A 22,893-nucleotide genomic window follows, 5' to 3' on the forward strand; every position below is an offset into this window, starting at 1 on the left:
TTCGTTAAAATGGATGAACTAGCAAAACCTGCTCTAGATATATTACAAAATAAAGATTTAGAATTTGTACCAGACAGATATGGTAAAACATATATGCAATGGCTAGATAATATAAGAGACTGGTGTATTTCTAGACAATTATGGTGGGGTCACCAAATACCTGCTTATTACTGCCAAGAATGTGGTGAAATAATAGTAGCTAAGGAAAAACCAGAAGCATGTAAATGTGGATGCTCTGACTTAAAACAAGATGAAGATGTACTAGATACATGGTTCTCATCTGCTTTATGGCCTTTCTCAACATTAGGATGGCCTCACAACACTGAAGAATTAGAATACTACTATCCAACTAACGTACTTGTTACTGGATACGATATAATATTCTTCTGGGTTGTAAGAATGGCATTTGCAGGAATGTTCTGTATGGGGGAAACTCCATTCAAACATGTATTAATACATGGACTTGTTAGAGACTCAGAAGGTAGAAAAATGAGTAAATCTCTAGGAAACGGAATAGACCCATTAGAAGTAATAGACCAATATGGAGCTGATGCACTAAGATTCATGTTAGCTACTGGAAATTCCCCAGGAAATGACATGAGATTCTACATGGAAAGAGTAGAAGCATCAAGAAACTTCGCAAATAAATTATGGAATGCATCAAGATTTGTATTCATGAATATAGATGAAGAAATAATGAAAGGTGTTAATAGAGAATCAGTACAAGCTAATATGACTTTAGCTGATAAGTGGATAATATCAAGAGCTAACAATGTTGTTAAAGAAGTTACTGACAACATGGATAAGTTTGATCTTGGTATAGCTGCACAAAAGATATATGACTTTGCATGGTCAGAGTACTGTGACTGGTATATAGAAATAGTTAAACCAAGATTATACTCTGATGATACGCTTGCTAAGCAAACAGCATTATATACATTAACATATGTATTAGAGAAGATATTAAAACTTCTTCACCCATATATGCCATTTATAACAGAAGAAATATATACTCACCTTCCAACAGTAGAAGGAAGTATAGTAGTAGCTCAGTGGCCACAGTATAATGAAGCTGATGACATGGCTAAAGAAGAAGAAATGATGAACTTAACAATGGATGGTATAAGAAACATAAGAAATGTAAGAGCAGAAATGAACGTACCACCATCAAAGAAAGCTAAGGTTATAATAGTGCCAACAGCTGAAAAGAAAGAAGCTATGGAGGCAGGTTCTGATTACTTTGTAACATTAGCATCTGCATCAGTTGTTGAAATAGTAGAAGATGAAACTAACATACCAGAAGATGCTGTAAGTGTTGTTATAGATGGTGCTAAGATATTCATACCACTGGATGAATTAGTTGACTTCGCTAAAGAAATAGAAAGATTAAGCAAAGAAAAAGCTAAATTAGAAGGTGAAATAAAGAGAGTTAATGGAAAGCTTTCTAATCAAGGATTCTTGGCAAAAGCTCCTGAAAGCTTAGTTAAAGAAGAAGAAGCTAAGAAAGAAAAATTTGAAGAAATGATGAAGTCTGTAGTTGAAAGACTTGAAAATTTAGAAGCTAAAATGAAGTAATATAAATAAAGCTCATGTAATTTATGATAATTGCATGAGCTTTTATTTTATAAACTAATAAATAATAGTTTATAATAAGGTAAAGGAAATATAAATTATATAAAGATTTATTAGTCTTAGGAGGCGTTAAAATGGCAGGAAATTTATTTGGAAGAATGGCAGCAGATACATTAGGGTTATCAGATATAGGTAAAATAATCGAGCCAAAGGACTTTGATAAAGTAGATGGTGATGATTACATAATGCATGAAGACGGAGAAAAAATATTCTTCGTAATAAAGTCTAAATCAGATGAATATGTATTTACAAATAGAGGTCTTTTACATGTAGATGGAGAAAATGCTATGAGTAAAAAAAGAACTGTAAGAAGACATGAATTTTGTTATGAAAGAGTCCACACAGTATCTTTAGAAACAGCTGGAACTATAGATGCAGATGTAGAAATAAAGTTTAACTTTGGAAATAAAGCATTTAGTATAGATGTTGATAAAAGACAATTAGAGCAATTAAAGGACTTATATAAGGCGTTAGTAGAAATAAATAGAATACAAGGTATGAACTATACTTCCATAGAAGATGGAACTAATGGATTGAAAATGGCTAATGATGCATTATCAAGATGTGTTATAGAAGGAAATATAACTAACATTGTGCAAGAATTAACTAATTTCAATTTAGATTGGATGGAAGCTTTAAGAAAAACTTATAGTAATAGAGATTTCACAGAAGCATTTGAAAAATATATAAACAATTAATATATTTTAGTAAAGTCATTCTTAAATTAGAGTGGCTTTTAATATTTTTAAAGGATAATTATGCCGTTAATTGAATATATATACCTTATATATGTAGATAGAGGTGATATTTTATGGTACGTAAGTTAAGTGAACAAGATAGAAAATTAGTTTTAGAATATGTAGGAAATCAACCAAATATCAACTTGTTTATAATAGGAGATATTGAGCAATTTGGGTTTGAAAGTGATTTTCAAGAAGTATGGGGAAAATTTGATAATCAAGGCAACTTAAAAGCTATTTTACTCAGATATACAAATAATTTTATACCATATTATGAAGATATAAATGAAGACTTAGACTGTTTCAAAGAAATTATATCATCATACCCAAGTCCTAAAGTGGTTTCTGGAAAATCAGATTTATTACATAAGTTTAAAAATATATTTAAGAGCTATAAAGAAAAAAGTGCATACTTTTGTGAAATTAAAGATGCAAATAATTTAGTGACATGGGATGATACTATAAAAGTGGCAAAAGGAAATGATGCAGAAAAAATATATGATTTGTTAGAAACTATAGAGGAATTTTCTGATACAGTAAATGATAAAGAAATGATAAAAGATAGATTAGAAGGTCATAGTGGAAGAGCTTACTATATAGAAAATGATAAAGGAGAGATGGTAAGTATAGCTCAAACTACTGCAGAAAATAGTAAATCAGCAATGGTTGTAGGTGTTGCAACTAAAGTAGGATATAGAGAAAATGGTTATATGAGCAAGTGTTTATCAAGATTATGTAATGACGTACTAAAAGAAGGAAAAACTTTATGTTTATTCTATGATAATCCTAAAGCAGGAAAAATATATCATAAGATAGGATTTAAGGAAATTGGTAGATGGACTATGTTGGTGGAAAGATAAGTAATATGGAAAATAATATAAACATATAATAAGTATGAGCTGTGACAATATAATATTATTGGAACAGCTTTATTTTTTTGTTCAGTTTTGTTATAAAAATATACTATAATAAGAGTAAGAAAATAAAATTGTCTTATAGTGCCTATGTAGGTCAATTTTAATATAAATATACAATTTTTTAAAGCAAAATGACTAAGGGGGATTAGAGATGAATTATCAAGAAGCACTAACATACATAGAAGAAACTCATAAATTTGGAGTAAGATTAGGATTAGACAACATAACTAAATTATTAGAGCTTTTAGGAAATCCACAAGATAAATTAAATATAATACATGTGGCAGGAACTAATGGAAAAGGGTCAACATGTTCATTTATAACTAGTATATTAAAAGAATCTGGATATAAGGTAGGTTTATATACATCACCATTTTTAGAAACTTTTACAGAAAGAATAAGAGTTAATGGTGAAAATATTCCAGAAGAAGATGTAGCTAGAATAGTTACTATAATAAGAGAAAACATAGAAAAAATGGTATGTGAAGGATATTCATATCCTACTGAGTTTGAAATAGTTACTGCAATGGCATTTTACTACTACAGTGAACAACAAGTTGATTTCGTAGCCCTTGAAGTTGGTTTAGGTGGTAGATATGATGCTACTAATATAATCAAAAAATCAGAAGTAAGTGTAATAACATCTATAAGCTTAGATCATGTTGGTATACTTGGAGATACAGTTGCAAAAATAGCCTATGAAAAGGGCGGAATAATAAAAGAAAATGGTACTGCCATAGTTTATGATCAAAGTGACGAGGCTAAAGATGTTATAAAAGACATATGTAAAGAGAAAAATGCTAAGTATATAGAAGTTAAATTTGATGATATAAAAGTAAAACAATCTGATATATACTCTCAAACATATGATTGTACTGTAATGAGCAAGAAATATGAAGATTTAGAAATAAAGTTAATTGGAGACCATCAGATAAACAACTCTATGTTAGCTTTAAATGTTATAAAATTCTTAAATGAATCTAAGGACTTAAACATAAGTGAAGAAAGCATAAGAGTAGGCCTTATAAATACTAAGTGGCCAGGTAGAATAGAGAAAATAATGGAAAAACCTATATTTATAATAGATGGAGCTCATAATGAAGATGGAGCAAAGTCTTTAGCTAAAGCAATAGAAAAGAACTTTAATGGTAAAAAAGCTACTCTTTTAATAGGTATGTTAGAAGATAAAGATATAGATGGCGTATTAGAAATACTTATGCCTCACTTTGACAAAGTAATAACTACTACTCCAGATAATCCAAGGGCTATAAGTTGTGAGGTTCTAAAACAAAAGATATCTAAGTATGTAGGTAACATTGTGGCTAAGCCAAGTATAGAAGAAGCTGTTAATTATACACTAGGAAATGCGAGTGAAGACGATATAATAATAAGTGCAGGTTCTTTATATATGATAGGTACAGTTAGAACTTTAGTAAATAATATTTTAGTATTAAGTTAAAATATGATATTATTGCATGTAAAAAAGGTGGCTAATTACCACCTTTTAGTTATATTAGAGTATTATTATAAAGATTGACGTATAGCTTTAGATAATTGATCAGGACAAGAAGTAGTTTTACCACCACATGATATATTAGCTAATTTGTCAGCTACTTCATGAGCATTTTGTCCTATTACTAAATGCTTAAGTCCTAGTAAATTACCAGGACATCCCCCGATAAAATCAACGTTAGTTATAACGTTATTATCATCAACTTCAAATATCATTTCTCTACAACAAACGCCACTTGGTTTAAAAGTTATTTTCATAATGCACGCTCCTAAGAATAATTAATATGATTAACATAATAATACCAATATATTACAAATATTGCAATGCTAAAAAGAGAGTCATAATACAAGCATACATAATAATATATTATTGTAGTATATGTATTAAGGAGAGGAGGATATTATTTGAAAGTATATATTTCTAACTATCTATCAAAAAGTATAAGCATACTAGAATATCCCACATTTGAAGTAGAAAAGGAAATAAGTTTAGAAGACAATATATACCCGCATCATATTTGCGTAGACAAAGAAAAAAATATAATGTATATACCAAGTTCTAGTAATGGCATATTGTATATACTAGATATGTCTACTCATAATATAATAGAAAGTATTTCTATAGGGGGGAATTTAAGTCAAATAGCTTTATGTAGTGGTGAATTATTTATATCGAATGAAGATTCAGATAGCATATATATACTAGACCAAGATACTTTAAATCCTATTGGAGTAATTGGTGTAGATGAAATGCCTCATGGATTTGATTTTGATGAAAGTGTAAATAAGCTATATGTACCTTGTGCAAATTCAATAGTATGTATAGATACTCTTAACAAATGTATTGATAGAAAAATAAGTACAGACTTTAAAGCATGGCATATGAAAATAGACAAGAAAAAGAAAGAAATATATACTTCAACTTTAGACGGAAAACTAATTATTTTAGATGAAACGAGCATGAGAATAATTAATATAATAGATGAATTTTTATTACCAGTTCAAGTATGTTTTAATTATAGCTCAAAAAAAGTATATGTAGCGGATTTAGGGTATAAAAGTATTAAAATTTTAGATTATGATACAGGTAAATATTTAGGATGTATTGATGTGAACGGAAATCCTCAAGGATTAGAGATTTCTAAGGATGAAAAACTATTATTAGTATCTGATACTCAGAAAAATTCAGTTAAAATATACGATACCTTTAATAATAAATTAATAAAAGAAGTAAAAGTAGGAAAAGAGCCTACAACAATATTATGTGTGTAGGCTTAGTGGCTATCGCGTATAAGTAAGTCTATAACTTCTGCATACATGTATGATGCATTATTTTTCCAATTATTACAAATAAGCTTAGCTTGTTTCTCCGAAGAAACATTTAAATTTAAATCTATTAAATTAGATTGGTTTTCTATAACTCTTAAATTAACAATAAACTCATGATCACTTTGCTTAACGAAGCTTGATTTAACTTGAGTATCAGATAATAAACTTTCTTTATTATTAATAATATACCCGTCTATCTTTTTAGTGACATCCCCAGGTATCCTAGATAAGAAATACTCTAGAATTTCTAACCCTTTTTGAGTAAGAGAGTAATATTCTCTATTAGAGTCTTTATATGTAGCTAAAAACTTAGATTCCATAAGTTGTGATAAAAACTGTTGAAGAGAAAAGTAATTCATCATTTCTGTTTCTAATACAACTTGTGTTATTTGAGAATTAGTTAAATCCATATTAATTTTATTTAAGATATATAAAATTAAAAGCTTATGAGAAGCTAATTCTTCAGATGAGTTTTCAAACATAATATCATCCTCCGTAAACTATTTCTATATAATATATTAAACTAAAATATATAAAAATAAAAGCACAATTTATTTAAGATTGTATTTAAATAAATTTGCAAGTAAAAAGGCTACCAAAATGGTAGCCTTTCTTTTTCCTAGATGTCAGAATTTACTATCTACTTTCCAGCCATTTGGTTTTCAGCCATCTCAACTAATCTCTTAGTCATATATCCACCAACATAACCATTTTGTCTAGCTGTTAAGTTACCTTTATCAGCTGTTTCATAGTTAGCTAAACCTATTTCATTAGCTATTTCTAATTTCATTTGGTTTAATGCAGCTTTTGCTGCTGGAACTGCTTTTTTGCTTGACATAGTAGAATTCCTCCCTTTAGTGATGTCTAACAACACTTTTGTCTGTGTGTTGTTAATACTAATTTGCCCTAAAATTTAATTTTATATACGTAAAATTTAAAAAATAATTTTACTAATATTTTTTAGCCATTTTTATTTTTTTATCTTTACGTACACCTTCTTGGATTCCATGAGCTTCTCTTAGATAGTGTCTGTTTTCAAACTTAATAGTTTCTCTAGCTGTTTCCACTTGATGACCTTTAATGTTATTAAATGAACTTCTTATATTTGACATAACTACACCACCTTTTATTAGTATTAAATTTAATTTGCCCAAATAATAAATTTATTTTTATAGTAATTTTTTGAAATAAAAAAAAATAAATTTTAAATATAGGACAGATATAAAAGGAGGTGTAACATGAAAAATAGATTTAAGAAAACAAAGTCTTTAATGTCTAGTATGTTTTTCTTAGTATTAACGTTATCATTATTATTTGGAATGGTTTATGGAATAAGATATGTATGCTATAAGCAAGGTGATGTAAATATGCCAATATATAAGGTTGATACAGAGGATAAGAAAATAGCTTTAAGTTTTGACGTGGCATGGGGATCTGATAATATAGAAGAAATTCTACAAACGTTGGATAAGCATGAAATTAAGTCGACATTTTTCTTAGTAGGAAGTTGGGTAGACGACAATAAAGAATTAGTAGAAAAAATACATAAATCAGGTCATGAGTTAGGTAATCACTCTAATACTCATGCAAACACAAAAGAATTATCAGAAGAAGCAATAGTGAAAGAGATTGAAGTAACTTCAGATAAAATATCAAAAATAACTGGGGAAAAAACTACTTTGTATAGACCTCCATTTGGAGAGGTAGATACAAAAACCTTAGATGTTTGCAAGTCTTTAGGTTATCAAGTTGTAAAGTGGGATATAGACTCTATGGATTGGAAACAGTTAGGACCTAATCATGTAATAGATAGAGTTGTGAAAAATTCGCAACCAGGATCTATTGTTTTATTTCATGCAAATATAAACAATATTGAGAATTACTTAGATGTTATAATAACAAATCTTGAAAAAGATGGTTATAAAATAGTTCCTGTATCAGAAATGCTTTATAAGGAAAATTTTACAATAGATAGTAATGGTGTACAAAAAATAAAAGAATAATATTTAAGGCTAATTTAATATATGGTAGTGTAAAATCTACTATATATTAAACTAGCCCCTATTATTGTATAATTAATGTTTATTTAGGATAAAACCTATATTAGATTAATGTAACTTTGAAAAGATTAAATAAAATGAATAGAACATAATAAATTGTAATAAAAATTGTTGAATATAAATATATTTATTATAAGAAAAGATAAAACATAAGAATTAACAATTGTGGGGGGATAAAGAAATGATTACTGTTAAGGATGATACTAACATAGTAAACCTAAGAGGAGAATTAGAAAGTGAATTAGAATTTAGCCATGAGATTTTTGGAGAGAAATTTTACAATACTAAAATAAAAATAAATAGACTTAGTGACTCATATGATATACTTCCAATTACTGTATCAGAAAGATTACTTCAAGAAGTTAACTTTGAAAATAATAAGTTGGTTAGGGTAGTAGGTCAATTAAGATCTTATAATAAAAATATTAATAATAAAAATAGGTTGGTTCTCACTATCTTTGTTAGAGAAATAAAAGTAGCAGAAGAAGATAATAAAGATCCAAACAGCATCTTCTTAGATGGATTTATATGTAAAGAACCAATAAATAGAAAAACACCATTAGGAAGAGAAATAACAGATTTATTAGTTGCAATAAATAGACCATATAATAAATCTGATTATATACCATCTATAGTGTGGGGACGTAATGCTAAATTTGCCAAAACTTTAAAAGTAGGCGATAGAATACAAATGTGGGGAAGAGTACAAAGTAGAGAATATGAGAAAAAATCAGAAAATGGAGAAGTACTTAAAAAAGTTGCTTATGAGGTGTCTATATCTAAGATAAAAAAAACTAGTGAAAATAATAATGAATAGGATTTCCTATAAAAACCTTATAATTTATCTATTGAATAGTTGCCCCTGATTTATTATAATCTATTCTATGATGTAATTTATAAATGTGGATATTATTTATAAACGTAGAAAATAAAGAGGGGGAGCACTGTGAAAAGCGTATTATATTATGACTATGAACCTAATGCTGATTTGACAGATACTTCTGATGATGTAACATGTTTTTTAGACACTATCAAATATGATATAGGAAACAATATATTACTTGTTGGAAATATAGGCAACTTAGGAAACAGATTGAGGATGCTAGGAGTTTACGTTACGATACTAGAAAATAGCCATTACGAAGATGTATGTTATTCTTTAATACATAATGGAAACTGTAATGTTATTAAAGGATCATTAGAACTACTACCATTTGAGGATAAATACTTTGACAAAGTAATAATATTGGATCATTTCAATAATACTAGCAATTGTAAACAAGCCTCAAAAGAAATTAATAGGGTCTTAAAAAATAATGGAGAATTAATATTAGAGGATTTAAATTTGAAAAATTTTAAAGTAAAATTAAAGAATTTAAAACATAGGCTTTGCGGTGAAAATATAAGTTATTATTATCCTCATGAAATAATTAATTTATTTTCTAAACTAAATTTTGATGGAAATCTAAAAGAAGTTGAGAATGAGAGATACATTTATATAGGAAAAAGAAAATAGATAATATAAAAAAATAATGATAAAATAAAAAGACTAGGTTATGCCTGGTCTTTTATATTTAATTTTATAAAATAGGAGATTATATACTTATGGATTTAAATTACAATTTAATTATAATAGTTATGTTATTTGTAATATTGATGTCTATTCAATTTACATTAAATAAAATATATGTGATATTGAAAGAAATAAAAGAAATGCTTAATTTAAAAAAGATTAAGGACTGATGAGTATGAATAATATAGAATATATAAAAGATGATATTCAAAATATAGCAGAAGCTATAGTAGCAGTTTTAGGTATAGATGTAACTATTGTAAATCAAGATTTAATAAGAGTAGCAGGAACGGGAATATACATAGAAAAAATAGGCGAAAAGGTACATGGATATTCTGCTTTTAATAAGTCACTAATAGAACAGATTGGAATTATAATAGATGACCCTAGTTGTAATGATATATGTAAGGAATGTTACGACAAGAGGGAATGTAAGGAGTTTGCAGAGGTTTGTTGCCCGATAGTATGTGATAATGAAGCATACGGTGTAATAGGCTTAATAGCATTTACTAATGAACAGGCAAATATCATAAAGAATAATAAAGATAATTTGATGAATTTTTTAGGTAAAATGGCTGATTTAATTTCTAATAAAATAAAAGCACAAATCAAAACTTATGAATTAGAATTAGAAAAGAAAAAATTAGAGACATTAGTAGATAGTATTGATAAAGCTATAGTAGCTATTGATGTAAATGGAAAAATAGATAAGTATAATTCTAAGTTTGAGCAAATATTCAATTTAAAACAAAGTATAAAAAATAGAAATATATTTGAAGTTTTAAAATTTATAAATACACCATCAGTGGACAACTTTAAAAAAGAAAAGTCTTGTAGTTTTCATTATAGAGTAGATGGATATGATTTAAAAGGTATTTATAATATTAGTAAGATAATATTGAACAATGAGCTTAAAGGATATGTTATAGACTTTATAGATAAGAAAGATGCAATTAAAAATTATAATAAAATGAATAAAGATTATGGCATAACCTTAGATAATATAATTGGAAATAGTAAAGTAATAAATAACACTAAAAAAGAAGCTTTAATGGCATCTAAATCTACCTCGACAGTTCTTATAATAGGTGAAAGTGGAACCGGTAAGGAATTATTCGCAAGGTCTATACACAATCATAGTAGTAGATGTGATAACCCTTTTGTAGCTGTGAATTGTGCAGCTATACCAGACAACCTACTAGAAAGTGAATTATTTGGATATGAGGAAGGTTCATTTACAGGAGCTAAAAAAGGTGGTAAGTTAGGTAAGTTTGAATTGGCCCATAAAGGTACTATATTCTTAGATGAAATAGGAGACATGAGCTTACACTTGCAAGCAAAGTTACTTAGAGTATTACAAGAAAAGGAACTCAACAAGATAGGTTCAAAATCTAATAAGCTTATAGATGTAAGAATTGTAGCTGCGACTAATAAAGATTTAGAAAATATGGTTAATAAAGGTACATTTAGGGAGGACTTATATTATAGACTAAATGTTATCCCGATAAACTTACCAAGTTTAAGAGAGCGTAAGGAAGATATACCTCTTTTAATTGATTTTATGATTAAGGAGTATTCTAGAAAACTTGATAAAAATGTAGTTGATATAGATAAAAATGTAGTTGATATAATGGTGGATTATAATTGGCCAGGAAACATAAGAGAACTTCAAAATGTAATAGAATATAGTGTTAACATGTCTTCCAATTCTATAATAACCGTAGAGGTAATACCAAATAGGGTAAAGAATATAGAATCTGAAGAAGTTATAGTTAAAGATGATAGTATAAGAACTTTAGAAGAATTAGAAAAAAGAGAAATAATGAAGGCGTTAAATAAGTATAAAGATTATAAAAAAGATAAAGAATTAGTATCGAAAGCTTTAGGTATATCAAGAGCGACTCTATATAGAAAATTAGAAAAATACAAAGAAGTCTCAAAATGATACGAAATCTCATTTTGAGACTTCTTTGTATTATTTTGAGAATTTTATAATGCGATCATATTAACTGAATATGCAGAAACTATATGATGATCAATAAAGATTAATAATATTATTTATTAGTGGAAAAATATCATTGTAATAATATGTAGAATGTTGAAAGATTAGGATATTAATTGTTTGTGATTATTGTCATGTATATAAATCAACTAAAAAAGATACTGATATAAGATATATTTATTAAGAATACTAAAAAAATATAAAAGTTGGTATGCTTATTGCTTATATATTAATCCATAATATTATTTAATTTATTGGAGGAATTTATTATGATGGATATAAGAACAAAATTAGTGAATATATTAAAATCAGAAGTTAAACCAGCGCTAGGATGTACAGAGCCAGTAGCAGTAGCATTAGCTTGTGCAAAAGCAAAAGAATTATTAGGAGAAGAAATAATAAAACATACTGTTTTAGTTAGTCCTAATGTATATAAAAATGGAATGTGTGTAGGAATACCAGGAACAGATAGATTAGGATTAAAAATATCAGTAGCATTAGGGTTTATAGGCGGTCACTCTGAAAACGGTTTAAGAGTATTAGAAACTTTAACAGAAGATCAAGTTAAAGAAGCAGAAGCATATGTAGACAACAACTCAATATCTATATCACCAGCAGACACAAAAGAAAAAGTTTACATAGAGGTAGTTTTACAAGGAGCTACAAGAACTTCAAAGGTTGCTATAAGAACTAAGCATGATAATTTTGTTTATTTAGAATCAAATGGAGAAATTTTATTAAATGAAGAAGCACAAGTAGAAACAGCTACTACTGTAGAAAAAGAAGAAAATATATTAGATATAATAACTATAAAACAATTAGTTGAAAACGTAGAAGAATTAGAACTTAAAGATATAGAATTCTTATTAGAAGGAATAACTATGAACCAAGAAATAGCTAACTATGGATTAAACCAAAAAACTGGTATAGGTGTTGGTTATGGAATAAAGAAATCTATGGAAGAAGGATTACTTGGAGATGACTTAATGAACTATGCAATGATGATAACTGCAGCTGCATCAGATGCTAGAATGGCAGGCGTTAAAATGCCAGTTATGAGTTCAAATGGTAGTGGAAATCATGGTCTAACAGCTATACTTCCAATAGTCGCATATAATAAGAAATTCCCACAATCAGATGAAAAATTAGTTAAAGCATTAGCAATATCTCATTTGGTAACAGCTTATGTTAAAAACTATACAGGTAGATTATCTGCAGTATGTGGATGTGGAGTAGCTGCATCAACAGGAGCAACAGCTGGTATATCTTGGTTAATGAGTGGAGACATAAAACAAATAGAAGGATCTATAGAAAATATGGTAGCAAATTTAAGTGGTATGATATGTGATGGAGCAAAAGCTGGATGTGCATTAAAATTAGCATCTGCTGCATCTGCCGCAATACAAAGTGCTATAATAGCTAAGCATGAATGTTTCGTGCCACCAATGAACGGAATAGTTGGTGCTAAAGTAGAACAAAGCATACAAAATTTAGGGAGAGTAAGTGATAAAGGAATGTCTATTACAGATGAGGTTATAATAAATGTAATGGATGATATGAATAAGGTTGACTAATTCTCCTTGCAAAAGGAGTCAATCTCCTATAAAATGGATAGTATCATTATATATAGTGGAGGGTTAAACGATGAATATAGAAACTAAAAAATGGGAAGTTTTATGTTCAGAAGAACAAATAGCAACTAGATTAAAAGAACTAGGAGCTGAGATATCTAAAAATTACGAAGGAAAAAAACTTTTAGTAGTATCTTTATTAAAGGGAAGCTTCATATTCTGTGCAGACTTAGTTAGAAACATAACTGTACCAGTTAAAATTGAATTTATGACTACTTCAAGTTATGGTCATGGAGAAGAAAGTTCAGGAAAAATAAACGTAGTAGCAGATATAAATGCTGATTTAGAAGGTTATGATGTATTAATAGTAGATGATATAACAGATACTGCTCTTACTATGAACCATGTCATGAATCACTTAAAAGCTAAAAATCCAGCTAGTATAAAGTGTTGTGTATTACTTGACAAGCCAAGTAGAAGAAAAGTTGAATTAGTTCCAGATTACTGTGGATTTGAAATAGAAGATAAATTCGTTGTTGGATATGGATTAAACTTTGGAGATTACTATAGAAATATACCTTACGTATTTAATGTTACAAATGAAGATAGATAATAAAAAAGTTGCTCTTAGATGAGCAACTTTTTTAATGATATAAACAAAATAAATTTAAGCAACGGATATAGTGCGAGTGAATATAAGAGCTATATAGTTGGTAGCGTAAGCGAAGCGAATTTTATACACATATAAAGGGTATAAATAGTTGAAAAGTGGATAACTTTCATATGAAAACAATTACAGGAGGTAAATATATGGGGATAAAAATGGTACATCATGTATGTATTCAAACAGATAAATATAAAGAATCACTAGACTTTTATACAAGAATACTAGGATTTGAGATAGTTAGTGAAACAGAAAATTTTCACAATAGAGAATATAATACATGGCTAAAGTCAGGAAACTTTATGATAGAGTTACAAACACCTAAAAGTGATGATAAATTTAATAAGTGGAGTTCATTAAATGAAGGTCCTGTGCATATAGGATTTTTAGTTGAAAATGTAGAACAAGAATATAAAAGAATAAAGATTCTTGGATATAATAACTTTAAAATCAAAAATGGAAAAGTAGTATATAAGGTAGAAGGAGAATATCTATTTAAAATAAAAGCTCCAGAAGGAACAGAAATAGAAATTAGAGATACTGATATATAAATCTAAATGGGCTAAGTTAGCCCGTTTTTGTGTATGATTATATTTATTGAACTAGCTAAATAAGTGTCAAAAGCAATAAGAGATTAATATGATAATAGTATGTAAGTAATTTGTTTTAAGGGGGAGTTTAAGTTTGAGGAATTTTAAAGAGAATTATTCTTTAGTTAGAATTTTACATGCTGTACCATATGGTGAAGAGGTAGATGTATATATCAATGGTTTTCCATTTTATAATGATATTAGATTTGCTCAATTTACTCCGTATATATATGTTCCAGAAGGTGAACATATATTTAGTGTTTATGTTAAAGATGAAAAAGATAAACCGTTAGCAGAAGCAAAAGTACAGGTTAATTCTGATGAATTAATAACTATGCCTATTATATTAAATGAAAGTGGTTTAGAATTATTACCAATTCCAGAAGAAATGGAAGCTCCATCTGGTACACAATCTAAGTTTAAGTTTGTACATTTAGTCCCAGAATTGCCTCCAGTTAATATATTAATGGATGGTGAAAGAATATTTACTAACGTTAAGTATAAGGATTATACGGAATATAAAGAAATGCAACCAAAAGAATATAAGATGGATATAGAGATACCTGAAAATAATAAAGTTTTTATAAGTAATAAAGCAAATATTAATCCAGGAAGAATATATACTTTTTATGCAATAGGAGCAGCTCCAAATATTGATATTATTCAGACTTTAGATGGTGCAACTTTCTTAAGTTAATTAAATGATTTGTTTTGTTTAAATATAATTTATTTACATCTGACGTTGGATTTATTAAATTTGAATACTTTGATAATAGATTTTGAAAAAGAACTATGTTGACATAGTTCTTTTTGTAATATTTTGTAAATTTTTGAAATATATATCAATTTATGGTATTATTAATTTTTAAATTATTATATGAAGGGAGTTTTTATAATGATTTTACACATAGGGATTTGTGAAGATAACTTGATTCATAGAACGATTTTAATAAATCATATTGAAGAAGTTTTAAAGCTCGAGAAAGTATCATTTAAATTATATGAATTTAAATCAGGAGAAGAACTTTTAGAAAAATATACTAGAAGCTTAGATATTTTATTTTTAGATATACATATGGAGAAGTTGACAGGAATGGATACAGCAAGAAAAATAAGAGAGTTTGATAAAAGGGTAGAGATATTATTTACTACATCGATCAGTGATTATGTACATGAAGGATATGAGGTTAGGGCTTATAGATATTTAATTAAGCCAATTATTTATGAAGTAGTACAAAAACACTTAAAAGAGTGTATTTTTAATATTATAGAGAAAGAAACAAACTTCTTAATAATAAATGGTAAAAGTAATTTAATAAAAATTAATTTAGATTCAGTTTTATACATAGAAACGAAGGAAAGAGATTTAATTATACATGAAATAGATAAATCATATAAGGTAAAAATGAGCATGAGAAAGATAGAAAAATTGTTAGAAGGAAAACATTTTTTCAGATGTCACAATAGTTTTTTGGTTAATTTAAAAATGATTGAAAGCTTAGATAAAAATATCGTGTATATAAATAAAGCTTCAATCCCAGTTAGTAAGTATAGGGTAAAAGGATTGAAAAAAGAATTAACAAGTCTATTAGGAGCAATCGTATGTTAAATAATGTTATATTTTGGAAGTTAATAGACTTACTTACTTTATTATCAGAATGGATACCTTTATATATTTTATTAAATAGTTTAAGTTATAAAAAAACATCTAATAAAGCACGGCATATAAGCTTTCTTGTAATGATATTTGTATCATTTACTATTAATATCTTAGGTTTATATCCAAATATAAAAATGCCATTATGCATGGTTATGAGCATAATATTTTATAGATGTAATTATAATGTTAATTTATGTAAAAATTTAATCATACCATTAGGATATTTTATGATATTAATTGGTATGGAACTTTTAAGTATAAATATAGTTACAACAATAAACTCTATAAATATTAAATTAGTTTCAAATTATAATTTATATAGATTAGAATGCTTAGTACTTTCAAAGCCTTTTTTATTAATAGGTGTATTATTTTTAAAGTATCATGAATTGTATGAAGGAATATATAGAAAAGATGCTTTATATATAGGGATTCCAATATGTACAAATATTTTAAGTTTATTAGTTATATTTGACTATGAATTACGAGAATCAAATCAATATTCAGTAGACATTCCAGTTATCATATTAGTATCATTTTTATTACTATTATCAAGTATATCCTTATTGATAATAGTTTATAAAATTTTAAGAAATAATAAATTACTATTAGAACATAAGATTATAAGCGAAAAAATAAACTTAGAATATGGTTACTATAAGAAGATTGAAAATAATCAAGAAAAGATTAAAAAGCTATATCATGATATGAGAAATCATATGATATGTATTTCAAATTTAAATAATCTTGATGAAATCGAAAAATATATTGAAAACATTAATATAGAACTAAGAGAAATTGATAATTCTTTTAACACAGGAAATAGAATTATAGACATTATAATGAGTGAGAAAAATGCTATTTGTATAGAAAAAGACATTAAATTTGAGTCTTTTTTAAATTTTTCTAAATTAGATTTTATAGATATGACCGATATTTGTATTATATTTTCTAATGCTTTAGATAATGCAATACAAGCATGTGAGAAGATCAATGATTTAAGTATTTTAAAATACATATCAGTTAAGATTACTTATGTAAATGATTTTTGTGTGATAAATATTGAAAATAGTAAGGTGAATAATATTGTTAAAAAAAATAATATTATAGTTACAGATAAAAAAGATAACTTTATGCATGGAATAGGTATAAAGAATATAAAAAATACTGTTAGAAAATATGATGGAGAAGTCAGTATTAATTTTACTGATAATAAATTTACACTAACTATGATGATTCCTGTTAAAAAATGTCCAGTTTTGCACAGTTAACGACCAGTTTTGAACAATCTATTGAAATTTAAAATATAAGATGTTACTTTTAATGTGTAAAAAATTTAAAAAGGTAAGAAAGTTTAAATCATATGCTAATAATGTAACATCTTTTTTTATTTCAAATAATGAAATAAAAAAAATTATAAAAATCTAAATACTGGAGTAAATCTCTTAATAGTTTTTACTTTTTTTAAGGTAGAAAAAACATTCTATCGAGGAAATAATGAGAATTACGGCAAGAATAGCTATTTCATTAATACTTTTAGAATATAAAAAATACATCTATATACTTGTCTATTGATGATACTCTTCAACCTAAATTTGATAAAAATTTAACAATGAATATAAATTATATAATAAATCATGTACTAAATTAGAACTAGCTAAGAAACTAATGCATATTGTAATGCCTGAAGTAACTGATTTTCAAGTGGTTATTTTATGAGGTAGCTGGTATACAAAAAAGACATTTCTAGAAATAACCAATGATTATGATAATCTTAAAATTATTGGGGAATTATCCAGTGATACAGTTTTAATTATAAAATTAAGTAATAACAAAGGGTTAATCGGAAGTATGGCAAATATTTTTGACAACACTACCAAAGTACAGGGGGGATATATATGAAAAATTTAAAAATAGGTAAAAAGCTAGGCATATCTTTCATTGTTTTGTTGATGCTTACAGGGGTTGCAAATTTTTATGTGTTATCTAATTTGAAAAAATCAGGAAAATTAAGTCATGATTTATTTGAAGGGCCTTATGAATTAACAAATCAATCTATGGGGATTCGTAGAGATGTTGTTTCTATTGATCAGAATATTATGAATGCAATTGCTATAAATAGTCTTGAAGACTATGGAGATGAGGCGCTAGAAAGCTTTGATAGTATTAATGAAAGAATTAAAAGAATTAGCGAGAATTCTTTAGGAGATAAAGAAGATAAAGAATTAATCGATAATCTTAAAAGTTCGATGGTTGTACTAAAACAAGAATACGAAAAAATTTGTGGATTTATAGAGCAAGGAGATTATGAGACTGCACACGAAATGGCAACAAGCGAAGATAGTAAATATTATCAAACATATGATGAGTGTGATGCAACGGCAATAAAAATTTATGAAGAAGCACAAGCTGACGGTATTAAATTTGATAAAGGAGTGAGTGATACAGTATCAAATGCAAGTCTTATTTCTACAGTGCTGAGTGTATTTAGTATAGTAGCAGGAGCAGTTATAGCTGTGTATATTACAAAGAGCTTAAAGAAGCCAATTGAAGAAATAGAAATAGCTGCAAATAAAATGGCTGATGGGGACTTTGATATTACTATTGATTATGAATCAGAGGATGAATTAGGTAGTTTATCAAATAGTATGCGTCAAATGAGTAATAAAACCAAGGCAGTTATAAATGATACAGTTCGTGTTTTAGGAGAGGTTGCATTAGGTAATTTCGATGTTGAACCTAAAGTAGAATATGTAGGAGTATTTAAAAATATTGAAAAATCACTGCTTAAAATTACTAATGATTTAAGTGAAACAATGTCACAAATAAATGTAGCTTCAGAAGAAGTTGGGGCGGCATCAGAGCAAGTAGCAAGCGGATCACAAATGTTATCACAAGGTGCGGCTGAACAAGCAAGTGCAATTCAAGAATTATCTGCAACTATTATAGAAATATCTGAAAAAATTAAAGATACTGCAAATAATGCAGGGGAAGCTAATGTTTTATCATTGAGTGCAGGTCGTGAAGTTGAAGCTGGTAATGAGCAAATGAAACAAATGGTTAAAGCTATGGAAGAAATTTCATTTACTTCTAATGAAATTGGTAGAATTATAAAGACGATAGATGATATAGCATTCCAAACGAATATATTGGCATTGAACGCTGCTGTAGAAGCGGCTAGAGCCGGTGATGCTGGTAAAGGATTTGCTGTTGTTGCTGATGAGGTAAGAAATCTTGCTGCTAAATCAGCAGAAGCTGCGAAAAATACTGCTACACTTATTGAAAATTCAATAAAAGCAGTTGATAATGGAAGTAAGATTGTAGATTATACAGCTGGATCACTTCAAAAAATAATTGATACAACTAATCAAACTATTTTATTAGTTGATGAAATAGCTAAAGCATCTGATGAACAAGCTAGTGCAATTACTCAAGTTACATTAGGAGTAGAACAAATTTCAGAGGTAGTACAAACTAATTCTGCGACATCAGAAGAAAGTGCTGCTGCTAGTGAAGAATTAAGTGGACAAGCACAGATGATGAAATCACTTATTGAAAAATTTAAATTAAAAGATACAAATGGTTCTCATAAACATATAAACTTTAATAGTGATGAAATTAATTATTTTGCAATGAATGAATCTGAATAACACAATAGCAATATATTATAATTTATGATTTAAAAAAATGGAAGCTTTTATGCTTCCTTTTTTAATTGAATTTAAATATCAAATCAATTGAAATCTATTATGTTTAATTAATAAAGGAGAAAAAGTAGGAGAGGAATAGATTCTTTAAATGAATTTTATGTACGCGAAAATATGAAGTTATTAATATTTCACTAATCAAATTATGAAAATGACATCAAACAAACAGGAATATAAGCAAAATTTCATAAAATGTGTTAGTGAAATAAATAATGAAATTTAGGTAATATAAGACTGTGATTCATTAGTAGAAATTGCAGAGGATATGAATAATGGAATTAAGGAATAAAGGCTTTGTACGATTAAAAAAATTTATGTATAATAATTATAGAATAAAGCTTGAAAATAAAAAAACATTGATTGAAACACAATTAGTATTGATGGGAAAATGTTTAGGACTTGCTGACTTTAAAAGATATATGGATAGTTTGATTCAAGATAAGACAGGAGAGCAAGGATCTATTTTAGTAGAAAAGCTAACAACGAATTTTACTTATTTTATGCCTGACAAGAAGCTAAAAGAATATATGAACCACTTAAACCAGGAGGATATTTGATAATTGGAATGCATAAAAGTTTATCTGATTTAGAAACAGATTTTGAACGTGTAAAACCATCAGTGTATAGGAAACGATTATAATTGATAAAAATGGAGGAAATGTTATGAAAAGAGTATTAATAGTTGATGATGCAGCATTTATGCGTATGTCTATTCGCAATATGCTTGCGAGTTATGATTTTGAGATAGTTGGAGAGGCAGAAAATGGTTTGATGGCAATTGAAAAATATAAAGAATTACAACCAGATATTGTAACGCTAGATATTACTATGCCAGAAATGGATGGTTTACAAGCATTAAGAGAAATTAAAAAAATTGATCCAGCTGCATCAATTGTTATGGTATCAGCATTAGGACAAGAGGCGAGAATGAAAGAGGCGATTATTTATGGAGCAAAAGGGTTTATTGTAAAACCTTTTAAAGAAGAAATTATTGTATCTGCTTTATCTAAACTATAATTTATTTTTATGATAAATAATTAAATTTAGAGTACGACACGAAGAATTAGTATCACAAAAGGAACATATTTAGACATTTTCCTTTTGTGATACTAATCAAATTATACATAATATAATAAATTTACCATAAATTATGATTAATAATTTAATATTTGTTAGATGTATTAGCAATTTAAGGTTCACAATATTTTTCATAGGTTGGTGTATTAATAACAACTTTTGATTTCCAATTTCCTGTTTTATAATAAACTGTAGTCATAACAAAACCAACCAACAAACCAACCTACAGATATACCCATCCAAATACCATTTACTGAAGTCCACTAGGGATTACAAATTTTAATCCATCCTTAAAAATCTACCAGTATTCTTATCTTATGAAGAGTATATGACATTAAAAAACTTAAATTTCCCCAAATAGTAATTAACTTATAATTTACAAAAAAAATGTAAAGTTATAACAGGATGTGTCGGAATATAATATATGTGATTTAAGCATACAAATTATAAACATTAAAGTAATATAGCTCTATATATACCATTCAAACGAATTTTTATCTAGAGCTTAGACAGTAAAGGATAAAGGAAAATACAATGTTGATTATTTGAATTTATTATTAAATAGAAAAAAATATTGTATGATATAGCAGAAATCATAACAAATCAAATTGTAGGGAGGAATATATATGAAAAATTTAAAAATAGGTAAAAAGCTAAGTATATCTTTTATTGTTGTATTGATGCTTACAGCGTTTGCAAATTTTTATTCACTATCTAACTTGAAAAAATCAGAACAACTAAGTGAGAATTTATTTACAGGGCCTTATGTAGTAACAAGTCAAACTTGGGGTGTTCGTAGAGACCTAGCTAATATTGCAAGAAATATTAATAATACATTTCTTGAAAATAACCAAGAAAAATATAGAACAACAATTCTAAGTGATTTTGATGATATTAATAAAAGGATTGAAAATATTCGTAATGCTTCTACAGTACATGATTCTGTAGAAGATCAAAAAACACTTGATAATCTTGAAAGCTTAGCAGCTACGCTAAGACAAGAATACCAAAAGATATATGAAACTGCACAGCAAGAAAATTTTAGTGGCAATATATCAGATATAGATACTAGTGCATGGGGTGAAGCTTTTAATAAGATTGCAGAAATTATAGTAGCTTTTACTGAAGAGGCAGAAGCTAATGGTATTGAATTTAATAAAAACGTACACGATACAGTATCAAAATCAATGGTTATTTCTATAGGACTTAGCTTATTTGCTATAGTAGCAGGAATAGTTATAGCTACGTATATTACAAAGAGCTTAAAAAAGCCAATTGAAGAAATAGAAATAGCTGCAAATAAAATGGCTGTTGGTGACTTTGATATTGCTATTAATTATGAATCAGAAGATGAATTAGGTGCTTTATCAAATAGTATGCGTCAAATGAGTAACAAAACTAAGGAAATTATAGATGACACAGTTCGTGTTTTAGTAGACGTTGCATCGGGGAATTTTGATATTGAACCTGAAGTAGAATATATAGGAATATTTAAAAATATTGAAAATTCAGTGATTAGAATTACTAATGATTTAAGTGAAACAATGACCCAAATAAATGTAGCTTCAGAAGAAGTTGGGGCGGCATCAGATCAAGTGGCAAGTGGATCACAAATGTTATCACAAGGTGCGACTGAACAAGCAAGTGCAATTCAAGAGCTATCTGCAACTATTATAGAAATATCTGATAAAATTAAAGATACTGCAAATAATGCGGGGGAAGCTAATGTTTTATCATTGAGTGCAGGTCGTGAAGTTGAAGCTGGTAATGAGCAAATGAAACAAATGGTTAAAGCTATGGAAGAAATTTCATTTACTTCTAATGAAATTGGAAGAATTATAAAGACAATAGATGATATT

23 protein-coding genes and 1 pseudogene are annotated in these 22,893 nt (G+C 27.5%); 20 read left to right on the forward strand and 4 right to left on the reverse strand.

Features of this window, described 5'->3' with window-relative positions:
- The 4 genes from VLM92_RS00295 to VLM92_RS00310 form a co-directional block, all read left to right on the forward strand.
- A partial coding sequence (locus VLM92_RS00295; RefSeq protein ID WP_325274357.1) for a class I tRNA ligase family protein occupies positions 1–1,575 on the forward strand: 1,575 nt, incomplete at its 5' end.
- Between the two features lie 131 nt (positions 1,576–1,706).
- Positions 1,707–2,330, forward strand: coding sequence for a PH domain-containing protein (locus tag VLM92_RS00300; RefSeq protein ID WP_325274358.1), 624 nt, complete (start codon positions 1,707–1,709; stop codon positions 2,328–2,330).
- A 113-nt stretch (positions 2,331–2,443) separates the two neighbouring features.
- Positions 2,444–3,232 carry a GNAT family N-acetyltransferase gene (locus VLM92_RS00305; RefSeq protein WP_325274359.1) on the forward strand — a complete coding sequence of 263 codons (789 nt, stop codon included), beginning with the start codon at positions 2,444–2,446 and terminating at the stop codon, positions 3,230–3,232.
- 208 nt (positions 3,233–3,440) lie between these two features.
- The gene (locus tag VLM92_RS00310; RefSeq protein ID WP_325274360.1) at positions 3,441–4,748 is read left to right on the forward strand and encodes a folylpolyglutamate synthase/dihydrofolate synthase family protein; all 1,308 of its coding nucleotides are present in this window, start codon (positions 3,441–3,443) and stop codon (positions 4,746–4,748) included.
- Between the two features lie 65 nt (positions 4,749–4,813).
- Here VLM92_RS00310 and VLM92_RS00315 read toward each other — a convergent pair whose 3' ends face one another.
- Complete coding sequence (locus tag VLM92_RS00315; RefSeq protein ID WP_325274361.1) at positions 4,814–5,059, reverse strand: TIGR03905 family TSCPD domain-containing protein; 246 nt, start codon at positions 5,057–5,059, stop codon at positions 4,814–4,816.
- Positions 5,060–5,206: 147 nt separating this feature from the next.
- Here VLM92_RS00315 and VLM92_RS00320 point away from each other — a divergent pair, with 147 nt between their 5' ends.
- Positions 5,207–6,073 (forward strand): YncE family protein, encoded by an 867-nt coding sequence (locus tag VLM92_RS00320; protein WP_325274362.1) that lies wholly within the window; start codon positions 5,207–5,209, stop codon positions 6,071–6,073.
- A 2-nt stretch (positions 6,074–6,075) separates the two neighbouring features.
- Here VLM92_RS00320 and VLM92_RS00325 read toward each other — a convergent pair whose 3' ends face one another.
- The 3 genes from VLM92_RS00325 to VLM92_RS00335 form a co-directional block, all read right to left on the reverse strand.
- Entirely contained in the window at positions 6,076–6,612 is a 537-nt protein-coding gene (locus tag VLM92_RS00325) for a DUF4364 family protein (protein WP_325274363.1), read from the reverse strand.
- A 158-nt stretch (positions 6,613–6,770) separates the two neighbouring features.
- Positions 6,771–6,968 carry an alpha/beta-type small acid-soluble spore protein gene (locus tag VLM92_RS00330; RefSeq protein WP_325274364.1) on the reverse strand — a complete coding sequence of 66 codons (198 nt, stop codon included), beginning with the start codon at positions 6,966–6,968 and terminating at the stop codon, positions 6,771–6,773.
- 112 nt (positions 6,969–7,080) lie between these two features.
- Positions 7,081–7,242 carry a hypothetical protein gene (locus tag VLM92_RS00335; RefSeq protein WP_325274365.1) on the reverse strand — a complete coding sequence of 54 codons (162 nt, stop codon included), beginning with the start codon at positions 7,240–7,242 and terminating at the stop codon, positions 7,081–7,083.
- 126 nt (positions 7,243–7,368) lie between these two features.
- Between VLM92_RS00335 and VLM92_RS00340 the strand changes: the two genes are divergently transcribed.
- From VLM92_RS00340 to VLM92_RS00405, 15 genes and pseudogenes are all read left to right on the forward strand, one after another.
- The gene (locus VLM92_RS00340) at positions 7,369–8,133 is read left to right on the forward strand and encodes a polysaccharide deacetylase family protein (protein WP_325274366.1); all 765 of its coding nucleotides are present in this window, start codon (positions 7,369–7,371) and stop codon (positions 8,131–8,133) included.
- A 238-nt stretch (positions 8,134–8,371) separates the two neighbouring features.
- Positions 8,372–9,007 carry a single-stranded DNA-binding protein gene (locus VLM92_RS00345; protein WP_325274367.1) on the forward strand — a complete coding sequence of 212 codons (636 nt, stop codon included), beginning with the start codon at positions 8,372–8,374 and terminating at the stop codon, positions 9,005–9,007.
- A gap of 129 nt (positions 9,008–9,136) precedes the next feature.
- The gene (locus VLM92_RS00350) at positions 9,137–9,706 is read left to right on the forward strand and encodes a class I SAM-dependent methyltransferase (RefSeq protein ID WP_325274368.1); all 570 of its coding nucleotides are present in this window, start codon (positions 9,137–9,139) and stop codon (positions 9,704–9,706) included.
- 232 nt (positions 9,707–9,938) lie between these two features.
- Entirely contained in the window at positions 9,939–11,708 is a 1,770-nt protein-coding gene (locus VLM92_RS00355; RefSeq protein ID WP_325274369.1) for a sigma-54 interaction domain-containing protein, read from the forward strand.
- A gap of 326 nt (positions 11,709–12,034) precedes the next feature.
- Positions 12,035–13,339 (forward strand): serine dehydratase subunit alpha family protein, encoded by a 1,305-nt coding sequence (locus tag VLM92_RS00360; protein WP_325274370.1) that lies wholly within the window; start codon positions 12,035–12,037, stop codon positions 13,337–13,339.
- A gap of 70 nt (positions 13,340–13,409) precedes the next feature.
- The gene (hpt, locus tag VLM92_RS00365) at positions 13,410–13,949 is read left to right on the forward strand and encodes a hypoxanthine phosphoribosyltransferase (RefSeq protein WP_325274371.1); all 540 of its coding nucleotides are present in this window, start codon (positions 13,410–13,412) and stop codon (positions 13,947–13,949) included.
- 197 nt (positions 13,950–14,146) lie between these two features.
- Complete coding sequence (locus VLM92_RS00370; protein ID WP_325274372.1) at positions 14,147–14,551, forward strand: VOC family protein; 405 nt, start codon at positions 14,147–14,149, stop codon at positions 14,549–14,551.
- A gap of 133 nt (positions 14,552–14,684) precedes the next feature.
- Positions 14,685–15,287, forward strand: coding sequence for a DUF4397 domain-containing protein (locus VLM92_RS00375; protein WP_325274373.1), 603 nt, complete (start codon positions 14,685–14,687; stop codon positions 15,285–15,287).
- Between the two features lie 198 nt (positions 15,288–15,485).
- A complete protein-coding gene (locus VLM92_RS00380; protein ID WP_325274374.1) occupies positions 15,486–16,199 on the forward strand; it encodes a LytTR family DNA-binding domain-containing protein in 714 nt (237 codons plus the stop codon).
- Entirely contained in the window at positions 16,193–17,521 is a 1,329-nt protein-coding gene (locus VLM92_RS00385; RefSeq protein WP_325274375.1) for an ATP-binding protein, read from the forward strand. Before VLM92_RS00380 ends, VLM92_RS00385 begins: the two co-directional genes overlap by 7 nt.
- A gap of 152 nt (positions 17,522–17,673) precedes the next feature.
- Positions 17,674–18,062: pseudogene (locus VLM92_RS17440) on the forward strand (IS701 family transposase); the annotation flags it as partial.
- A gap of 86 nt (positions 18,063–18,148) precedes the next feature.
- On the forward strand, positions 18,149–19,900 hold the full coding sequence (locus VLM92_RS00390) for a methyl-accepting chemotaxis protein (protein WP_325274376.1): 1,752 nt from the start codon (positions 18,149–18,151) through the stop codon (positions 19,898–19,900).
- A 329-nt stretch (positions 19,901–20,229) separates the two neighbouring features.
- Positions 20,230–20,514 carry a hypothetical protein gene (locus VLM92_RS00395; protein WP_325274377.1) on the forward strand — a complete coding sequence of 95 codons (285 nt, stop codon included), beginning with the start codon at positions 20,230–20,232 and terminating at the stop codon, positions 20,512–20,514.
- 106 nt (positions 20,515–20,620) lie between these two features.
- Complete coding sequence (locus VLM92_RS00400; protein ID WP_325274378.1) at positions 20,621–20,974, forward strand: response regulator; 354 nt, start codon at positions 20,621–20,623, stop codon at positions 20,972–20,974.
- A 686-nt stretch (positions 20,975–21,660) separates the two neighbouring features.
- Positions 21,661–22,893 (forward strand): methyl-accepting chemotaxis protein (locus tag VLM92_RS00405; RefSeq protein ID WP_325274379.1); only part of this gene is annotated, 1,233 nt, incomplete at its 3' end.

It is taken from the genome of Romboutsia sp. (genome assembly GCF_035470145.1).
Lineage (GTDB): Bacteria > Bacillota > Clostridia > Peptostreptococcales > Peptostreptococcaceae > Romboutsia_D.